General features: G+C 65.8%; 5 protein-coding genes and 3 tRNA genes. 6 read left to right on the forward strand and 2 right to left on the reverse strand.

Annotated features, from left to right (window positions below; translation table 11 throughout):
- Positions 1 to 117: 117 nt before the first annotated feature.
- Both ASC91_RS07605 and ASC91_RS07610 read left to right on the forward strand, forming a co-directional pair.
- Positions 118 to 1,068 carry a cupin-like domain-containing protein gene (locus tag ASC91_RS07605; protein WP_056194652.1) on the forward strand — a complete coding sequence of 317 codons (951 nt, stop codon included), beginning with the start codon at positions 118 to 120 and terminating at the stop codon, positions 1,066 to 1,068.
- A gap of 11 nt (positions 1,069 to 1,079) precedes the next feature.
- Positions 1,080 to 2,105 carry a cupin-like domain-containing protein gene (locus tag ASC91_RS07610; RefSeq protein WP_235531896.1) on the forward strand — a complete coding sequence of 342 codons (1,026 nt, stop codon included), beginning with the start codon at positions 1,080 to 1,082 and terminating at the stop codon, positions 2,103 to 2,105.
- 148 nt (positions 2,106 to 2,253) lie between these two features.
- Here the strand turns inward: ASC91_RS07610 and ASC91_RS07615 are convergent, their stop codons facing one another.
- Together ASC91_RS07615 and ASC91_RS07620 are read right to left on the reverse strand one after the other, a co-directional pair.
- Positions 2,254 to 3,864 carry a tryptophan halogenase family protein gene (locus ASC91_RS07615; RefSeq protein WP_082532511.1) on the reverse strand — a complete coding sequence of 537 codons (1,611 nt, stop codon included), beginning with the start codon at positions 3,862 to 3,864 and terminating at the stop codon, positions 2,254 to 2,256.
- Between the two features lie 191 nt (positions 3,865 to 4,055).
- Positions 4,056 to 6,851 carry a TonB-dependent receptor gene (locus tag ASC91_RS07620; RefSeq protein ID WP_056194657.1) on the reverse strand — a complete coding sequence of 932 codons (2,796 nt, stop codon included), beginning with the start codon at positions 6,849 to 6,851 and terminating at the stop codon, positions 4,056 to 4,058.
- A 565-nt stretch (positions 6,852 to 7,416) separates the two neighbouring features.
- Between ASC91_RS07620 and ASC91_RS07625 the strand changes: the two genes are divergently transcribed.
- The 4 genes from ASC91_RS07625 to ASC91_RS07640 all read left to right on the forward strand — a co-directional run.
- Positions 7,417 to 7,501 (forward strand) — tRNA-Tyr (locus tag ASC91_RS07625).
- 38 nt (positions 7,502 to 7,539) lie between these two features.
- A tRNA-Gly gene (locus ASC91_RS07630) sits at positions 7,540 to 7,613 on the forward strand.
- Between the two features lie 74 nt (positions 7,614 to 7,687).
- Positions 7,688 to 7,762, forward strand: a tRNA-Thr gene (locus ASC91_RS07635).
- A gap of 52 nt (positions 7,763 to 7,814) precedes the next feature.
- The coding region (locus ASC91_RS07640) for a GTP-binding protein (RefSeq protein ID WP_235531897.1) at positions 7,815 to 8,005 on the forward strand (191 nt) is incomplete at its 3' end.

Below are 8,005 nucleotides of genomic sequence, written 5' to 3' on the forward strand. Positions count from 1 at the left end.
CGGTTTCATGGCAAGTGGCCTTGATCTGGTACAGGGTTTGCCGGAGGCGCCCCGCGTGCGGCAAGCCGGGACAATGGCGGCCCAGGAGCTGTTGCTCCAAGACCCGATGTGGCAGACATGAACCCGGTTGAAAGTTGGTCGGCGGCCGACGAGCCGCAGCTCAAGGAGCGCCTGGAGCAGCGGGCCGAACCCGTGCTGCTGAAGGGCCTGCTGGCAGGCTGGCCCGCCGTGCAGGCCGGGCGCGAGACGGCTTTCAGCATCTGCGACTACCTGCGCCGCTTCGACCGCGGCGTCGAGGTCATGGCCACCAAGACGCGCGCGGCGGCGCGTGGCGTCATGGGCTACAACGACAGCCTGACCGACTTCGCCTTCGTCAAGGCGCGCATGACCTTGCCGGAGTTCATGGCGAACCTGGCGGCCTATCTGCCGGTCGACGGTGCGCCCTCCATTGCCGCGCAATGCGCCAAGGTCAGCGACGTCATCCCGGGCTTCCTGGGCGAGAACACGCTGCAGGCGCTGCCCGGCGTCATTCCCAACTTCTGGCTGGGCAATGCGCTGACGGTGCCGGTGCATCACGACCACCCCTACAACCTGGCCTGCGTGGTGGCCGGGCGCCGGCGCTTCACGCTGTTCGCGCCGCAGCAGGTGGGCAATCTCTATATCGGGCCGCTCGAGCACACGCCGTCGGGGGCGCCCATCTCGGTCGTGCATCCAAAGTCGCCGGATTTCGAGCGCTACCCACGCTATCGCAAGGCGCTGGCGTCTGCACAGGTTGCCGAGCTGGAGCCGGGCGATGCGCTCTACATCCCGCCGCTCTGGTATCACCAGGTCGAGGCGTTGGAGAAGGTCAACCTGTTGATCAACTACTGGTGGCCCGTGGCCGGTGCCAAGGACTTGCCTGCGCCAGCGCACGCGCTGCTGCAGGCCATCCAGGTGCTGAACGCGCTGCCCGCAGCGCAACGCGACGCCTGGGCGGCCATGTTCGAGCACTATGTGGTGCAGCGCGAGCAGGAACCGGCGGGACACATCCCCGAGGCCTGGCATGGCGTGCTGGCGCGGCGACGCTGAGGATGGATTCCATGCGGCCCATGAAGGAAATCGACGACATCACGCGCGAGCGCTTCGAGCGCGACGTGGTGCCCGCCTACGAGCCGGTCGTGATGCGCGGCGCGGTGAGGCACTGGCCGTTGGTCGCGCAAGGGCGCGCGGGCCTGGAGCCCTGCCTGCAATACCTGATGGGCTTCGACGGCGGCAAGCCTGTGGATGCCGTGCTGGCCAAGCCCGAGCCCACGCGGGCCTTCAGCTACAAGCCCGACCTGGACGGCTTCAACTTCATGCGCGACAAGCGGCCCTATGCCGCCTTGTTCGAGCAGCTCTGGCGCTACAGCCACTTCCCCGACCCGCCCAGCCTCGCCGCGCAGAGTGCGCTGGTGTCGGAGGCCTTGCCGGGCCTGGAGCTGGCCAATGTTTTGCCGCTGCTGGATGCCGCCGTGCCGCCGCGCATCTGGATCGGCAACCGTGCGACGGTGCCCGCGCACTTCGACGATTCCCACAACATCGCCTGCGTGGCAGCCGGCCGCCGCCGTTTCACGCTTCTGCCGCCGGCCTGCGCACCGCTGCTCTACCTGGGCCCGCCCGACTACGCGCCCACGCCGGCGCCGATGTCAGTCGTGCCTGATCTGCACCGCGCCGATCCGGCGCAGTTCCCTCTGCTGGCCGAGGCGCTGGAGAGCGCTGTGGTGGCCGAGTTGGAGCCAGGTGACGCGATCTACATGCCGCCGCTGTGGTTCCATCAGGTCGAGTCGCTGGCGCCGCATCTGAACATCCTGATGAACTATTGGTGGCGGCCGCTGGCCGCGCCGCAGCGCCCGGATGACCTGCACCTGGCGGCGATGCGGCTGGCCATGCTGGCGCTGCGGCATCTGCCCGACGGTGAACGTGAAGGCTGGCGCGCCTTGTTCGCGCACTATGTGTTCAGCGCGCGGGGCGAGGGGCTGGCGCATATCCCCGCAGGCCAGCGCCATCTGTTCGGCGACATCGACGCGGCGGCCGATGCCGTCGTGCGCAAGGACATCCTCGACCGGTTGCGGGGAGGCGCTGAATAGGCCTCCGCGATGCGGCGCGCCCTGGTTTGGGATGGGCTGCAAGGCGCAAAGCGCAGCCATAGCTTGACTATGGCGAGCATTTGCAACGCCGCAGGCCGCCCAAAGCAGGGATGCGCCGTGCGCGAGGGTCTGTTCAGCGCCTCCCTTGCTACCAGGTGTAGATCTGCAAGGCCTTGTCGCCGACACCCGGCGGGATGTTGGCCAGCAGCTCGCGGTGGTCAGGAAAGTTCGTCGCGCTGCGCTGGATGAAGTCGTCCACCGCCTCCAGCCGGTGGCGAGCCTGGTGCTCGGTGGGCGGCTGCAGGTCCTGCACATCCGGAAAGATGCCCATGCCGGCCAGCAGCGCGTACCAGGACACGGCCGGGTAGCCGCCGCCGAAGCGGCCCGTCTTGAGGGCGGCGACCAGGGGCTTGCGCGACATCCACGTCATCAGCACGCCTTGCAGCGAGTCCGACAAGTGCATGTTCTCGGCGTTCTCGCGCCAGTAGTCGGTGTCGGTGCGCGAGTTGGTCTTGTAGTGCGCGACGATGTAGTCGCGCGTGTTCTCGAAGCGCTTGTGCATGGCGGCGTTGAACGCGTCCTGGGAGGCGGCGCCGAGGTCGCCCTTCTCCAGCACTTCCACCAGCATGGACGCCGTGACCTGCACGAACAGCAGGGCCGTGGCTTCCAGCGGCTCGATGAAGCCTTGCGACAGGCCGATGGCCACGCAGTTGCGATTCCAGACCTTGGACATGCGGCCCACACGCATCTTGAGGTGGCGGGCGGGGATGTCGGCATCCAACAGGCCCAGGTGCTGGCGCAGCTCGGTCTCGGCTTCGTCTGCCGAGCAGTGCGCGCTGCTGTAGACATAGCCGTTGCCCTGGCGCTGGGTGAGCGGGATCTTCCACGCCCAGCCGTGGCGCAGCGCCGTGGACACGGTCTGCGACTCGATGGGGCCTTCAAGCGGCGTCGGCATCGCCACGGCCGCGTCGTTGAAGAGGTTCTCCCCGAAGCCGATGAAGGGCGTCTGCAGGGCCTTGCCAATCATCAGCGATGCAAAGCCGCTGCAGTCCACGAAGAAGTCGGCGGCCAGGGCCTCGCCGTCATCGAGCTGGAGCCGGTCGATGTCGCCGCGCTCGTTGAGCAGCACCTGGGTGACGTGGCGCCGCAGGTGGGTCACGCCGCGCTCCACCGCCTTGCGGCCGAGGAATTGGCCGAGCAGGGTTGCGTCGAAGTGATAGCCGTACCAGACGTCGAAGGGGAAATTGGGCAGCGCGCGCGGGCCGCGGGCCTGGCGCGCCAGCGCCGCGGACGTGAAGAAGCGGTCCGGGTGGGCGTACACGTCGGCACCGTCGAGCCGCGCGTGCACGTTGTCGACGAAGGGATGCATGGTCATGTTGTCCAGCATCGACACGAAGGGGTGGAAGTAGCGCTCGAAGCCGGGCTTGGTCGACCAGCCATCGAAGGTGATGCCGCTCTTGTAGGTGGCGTTGCAGGCCGGCATCCACTCGGATTCCTCGATGCCCAGGATCTCGAAGAAGCGGCGCAGCCACGGCGTCGAGCCTTCGCCCACGCCAATGATGCCCACCTGCGGCGACTCCAGCACGGTGATCTTCAGCCGTGGGCCATAGGCCGTGGTGGCCAACATCAGCGCCGTCATCCAGCCCGCCGAGCCGCCGCCAACGACGCAGATGTGTTTGACCGGCGGCGGCGCATCGGTGCTGCCGCCCAGCGGGCGGGCGGCGATGTACTGGTCGATGAGGGTGGCGGTGTCGCTCATGAGGGCATTGGAATGGAAAAGGGGAGCGTGTTGAGCGCTCCCCTCGGGGTTGCTGCGGGCCGCAGCGCCGGGCCGCTCCCAAGCCGGCCCGCCTGGCGATGCGCTTGGCGGTCGATCCGCCAAGCATCGCCGTCCCCGCGGGGGACCGACTGGGCACGTCCGCGTTCAGCGGCGCGTGACCAGGCGAGGGGTCAAAACTTCACACGTGCGGTCAGGTAGAACTGGCGGCCGTTCTTGTAGATGGCGCGCGGCTGCACTTCCGAGGCGTAGTACTTCAGCTTCGGGTCGTTCAGGTTCTGCGCATCCAGGCTGACGGCGAAGTTGTCGTTGATCTTGTAGCCCAGAGACGCCGACAGCACGCCGTTGCCCTTCTGGAAGTAGTCCGTGCCGCGGTCGGTGCCGATGAAGATGTCATCGGTGTAGCTGTAGTTCACGCGAGCCGAGAAGTGGTCGTTCTCGAAGAAGCCGCCCAGGGTGAACGAGTTCTTCACATCGCCGCGCAGCACATGGCCGTCCTGGTCGTGACCGTCCGCGAAGGTGTAGTTCGCCGTCACGCCAAAGTTGTTGGCGATGGGCGTCTCGAACGCGAATTCCAGACCGGTGACGGAAGCCTTCTTGTTGGTCAGGCCGGTGATGACGAACTGACGGTTCACCAGTTGCTGCACGCCACCCTGCTGGTTGGTGTTGCCCAGCAGCACGGGGTAGGTGCTGGTGAACGTGCCGTTCGTGATGTAGCTGCCCATCTGCATGTGGAAGGCACCCATCGACACGAAGGCGCGCGGCGCGAAGTACCACTCGATGTTGGCATCGAAGTTGGTGGAGCGGATCGGCTTCAGGTCAGGGTTGCCGGCCGTGCCGCCACCGATGGCGTTGTTGTCCAGGAACATGCCCGTCGTGCTCAGCGACGTGAAGGCAGACAACGCCGTGTAGTCGGCGCGGGTCACCGTGCGGCTCACGGCCAGGCGGCCCACCACATCGCGGCGGATGTCCACACGCACGCTGGCGCTGGGCAGCAGGTCGGTGTAGCTGCGGTCAGCGGAGGTAGCCGTGAAGTCACCGAACGCCGACGACACATCAGCCTTCTCGCCCGGGAAGCTGGGGCGGAACGAACCCGAGGACTGCTTGGTGCGCACGGCGCGCAGACCGACGTTGCCGCTCCAGCCGTCGCCTTCCAGGTTGCCCTGCAGGTAGGCGGCGGTGGTGGTTTCCTTCACGCTGTATTCGCCGCCGTCCATGGGCGAGCGGCGCGCGATGGGATCGCGGTTGGTGACGCGGCTGTTGTACTCGGCCAGGGCCGCGGCCGAGATATAGGTCAGGTTGGTCGGGAAGCCTTGCCCCAAGCCGCTGCCGTAGTTGCCCGGGAAGGACTGGCTGAAGGCCGGCAGGGTGTAGGGCGAGAGCTGGGGCGCATCGTTGCCGTTCGCATCGGCGCAGGCGCTGGGCTTGCTCCAGTCCCAGGGGCCGACGCGGTACGGCGTGCCGGTAGCACAGCCCGGGCCCTGGTTCAGCGTCGCATCGGTGTGGCGCTTGTGCTGGGCACTGCGCACGCCGAACTTCAGGCTCTTCAGCACGCCGGAGTCGAGCGAGTACTCGCCGTCGACCTGGGCCCAGCTTTCCTTGTCGTGCACGATGACGTGCTCGGCGCCGAAGATCCAGTCAAAGCCCACCGTGGGGTTGGTGAAGCTGAAGGCGGGCGCGGTGTCGTTGCCTTGCAAGGCATAGCTGGCCCGCGTGGCGGCGATGTGCGGCTCAACCACATCTTGGCTGACGGTCTGGCCTTTGCCCTTGGACGTGCCGGCATTGGCGGTCAGCGTCAGCGCGCTGTTGACCTTGAAGCTGCCATCCAGGCTCAGGAAGTTGCTCTCGGCAGAGGCCTTGCGCGAGATCATGTCGTAGTAGCCGGCGGTCGACGAGCTGGCCCAGTCGAAGGTGGCCTGCGTCAGTGTCTTCACGCCCTTGCTGTCGGTCGCGATCTTGTAGTTCGAGATCGTGGCGCTGTTGATCAGGCCGGCGCGCGGCGCGATCAGGTAATTGCGGTTGTAGTTGTCCGCGTCCATCTTGGACGAGAAGCCCGTCAGCGTGAGGTCCACGTCCTGGGTGGGCTTGAACTGGGCGCGCACCAGCCCGCCCTTGCGCTCGCGCTCCTGCGTGAAATAGGCGGCGCCGATCAGGTCGGGGGTGTAGACGCCGTTCAGCTCGGGATGGGCCGCGACGAGGGCGGGCGCATTGGTGCTGTCCAGCTTGTTGATGAAGCCCAGCGTTTCCACGCCATCGCGACGCAGGCTGCGCTTTTCCGAGAAGGCTTGCACCAGGACGCCGAAGGTCTTGGACTCGTTCTTGAAGTTGGCCAGCACGCTGAGCTGCGGGTCCGTCTTCTTGGGCAGGCTGGCGTAAACCGCGCCCAGGCCTGCTTCGAAGGTCAGCGCCTTGGCGAAGTCCAGCGGCTTGCGGGTGATGATGTTCACCGAACCTGCCGTGCCGCCTTCCACCAGGGATGCTTCGGCGCTCTTGCGCACTTCCACGCGGCTGACGAGTTCGGAGGGCAGCAGCGAGTAGCTCACGCTGCGGCCGACGCCGGCACCGGTCTGGTCCAGCACGAACCAGTCGCCATTGGCGATGCCGTGGCTGTCGAGCAGGGTCTGCGTCAGGCTGGGGTTGGTGCCGCGCAGGCCCACGCGGTCACGTTCGTCGAAGCCGCCGGAGCCGCCGGCCGGGCTGTTCAGGATGGTGACCCCAGGCACGCGGGCCAGCGAGTCGGCCACGTTCTTGTCGGGCATCTTGCCGATGTCTTCGGCCGAGATGACGTCGATGTGGGCGTCGGCATTGCGTTTGACGCTCAGCGACTTTTCCTGCGACGCACGGATACCGGTGATGGTGACCGTGTCCAGTTGCTGGGGAGCCGGGGCTTGCTGCGCCATGGCGGCGCCGCTGGCGCCAAGCAAAGCGATGAGTACCGCCTGCGAGATGGGAGTCTGCTTGACCTTCATATGCTGTTCCTCGTTGTGGCCAATGAATTGGGGCGGCGGTGACTGCTTCGGGTGCGTTGCATACCACCTTCGGTCCGGTTGATGCCTTGTTTGCCCTCAAAAGCGCATCCAACCAGTGCCATGCCACTGTAACGATTGATAACGCCACTTTGCTACCAATTTTTACTGGGGGGTTTCCCGAGTGGTGGCGGCAAAGTGTCTGCTCATTGGGTGGCGCCCTCTCTGGGGCGACCAATCTAGCGGATCAAATTGGTGCTTAATTGGTATCTTTGCGCGTATAAAACTGTTGCGCTTGGGCGACGCGACCCTTGTGCAAGTCGTAAGAAGGCGCCCGGCAGTGCTCGCCAGCTGGTAGCTGGGTGGCCTTGATCTGGTTTTGTATTGGTCCGAGGCGAGGCGACGCCTGGGTGCCGTGGCGAGGCTGGGCGTCGCCAGGGAAGGCGAGATGAGCGGAGCGCCAGGGGAATCGTCCCGGGCCACGTTTTCGCGCTCTTTGTCTCTGGCTTCTTCGTGAGGCGGCTGTTGCGCCCCATTTGCCCTGTGCTATAGTTGCGGGCTTGCCTCAGGAGGGGTGGCCGAGTGGTTAAAGGCAGCAGACTGTAAATCTGCCCGCATAGCGTACGCTGGTTCGAATCCAGCCTCCTCCACCAAAACTGCCGTTGCTGGCGGTTGCGGCAGGGCTCCCAGAGCGGGAGTAGTTCAATGGTAGAACCTTAGCCTTCCAAGCTAATGACACGGGTTCGATTCCCGTTTCCCGCTCCAATCCGGGCGGTTTGGTTGGTCAGCGTCGACACCGGTTTGCCGGCCAGTTCATCTGGCGTCAAACCCGTGCCGATGCCCTTGTGGCTCAGTGGTAGAGCACTCCCTTGGTAAGGGAGAGGTCACGCGTTCGATCCGCGTCAAGGGCACCACAGATTTTCTCTTTTTCTACTCGTTTCAACGGGTTCGCCTCAGGAGCGCAAGATGGCAAAAGGCAAGTTTGAACGGACCAAGCCGCACGTGAACGTGGGCACGATTGGCCACGTTGACCATGGCAAGACGACGCTGACGGCAGCGATCGCGACCGTGCTGTCCAAGAAGTTCGGCGGCGAGGCCAAGGCCTACGACCAGATCGACGCAGCGCCTGAAGAAAAGGCCCGCGGCATCACGATCAA

This window comes from Pelomonas sp. Root1237, from assembly GCF_001425055.1.
Taxonomy (GTDB): domain Bacteria; phylum Pseudomonadota; class Gammaproteobacteria; order Burkholderiales; family Burkholderiaceae_C; genus Pelomonas.

Coding starts and splice junctions, on each gene's coding strand:
- ASC91_RS07620 (WP_056194657.1), bottom strand. CDS start 6,851: ATGAAGGTCAAGCAGACTCCCATCTCGCAGGCGGTACTCATCGCTTTG.
- ASC91_RS07610 (WP_235531896.1), top strand. CDS start 1,080: ATGCGGCCCATGAAGGAAATCGACGACATCACGCGCGAGCGCTTCGAG.
- ASC91_RS07605 (WP_056194652.1), top strand. CDS start 118: ATGAACCCGGTTGAAAGTTGGTCGGCGGCCGACGAGCCGCAGCTCAAG.
- ASC91_RS07615 (WP_082532511.1), bottom strand. CDS start 3,864: ATGAGCGACACCGCCACCCTCATCGACCAGTACATCGCCGCCCGCCCG.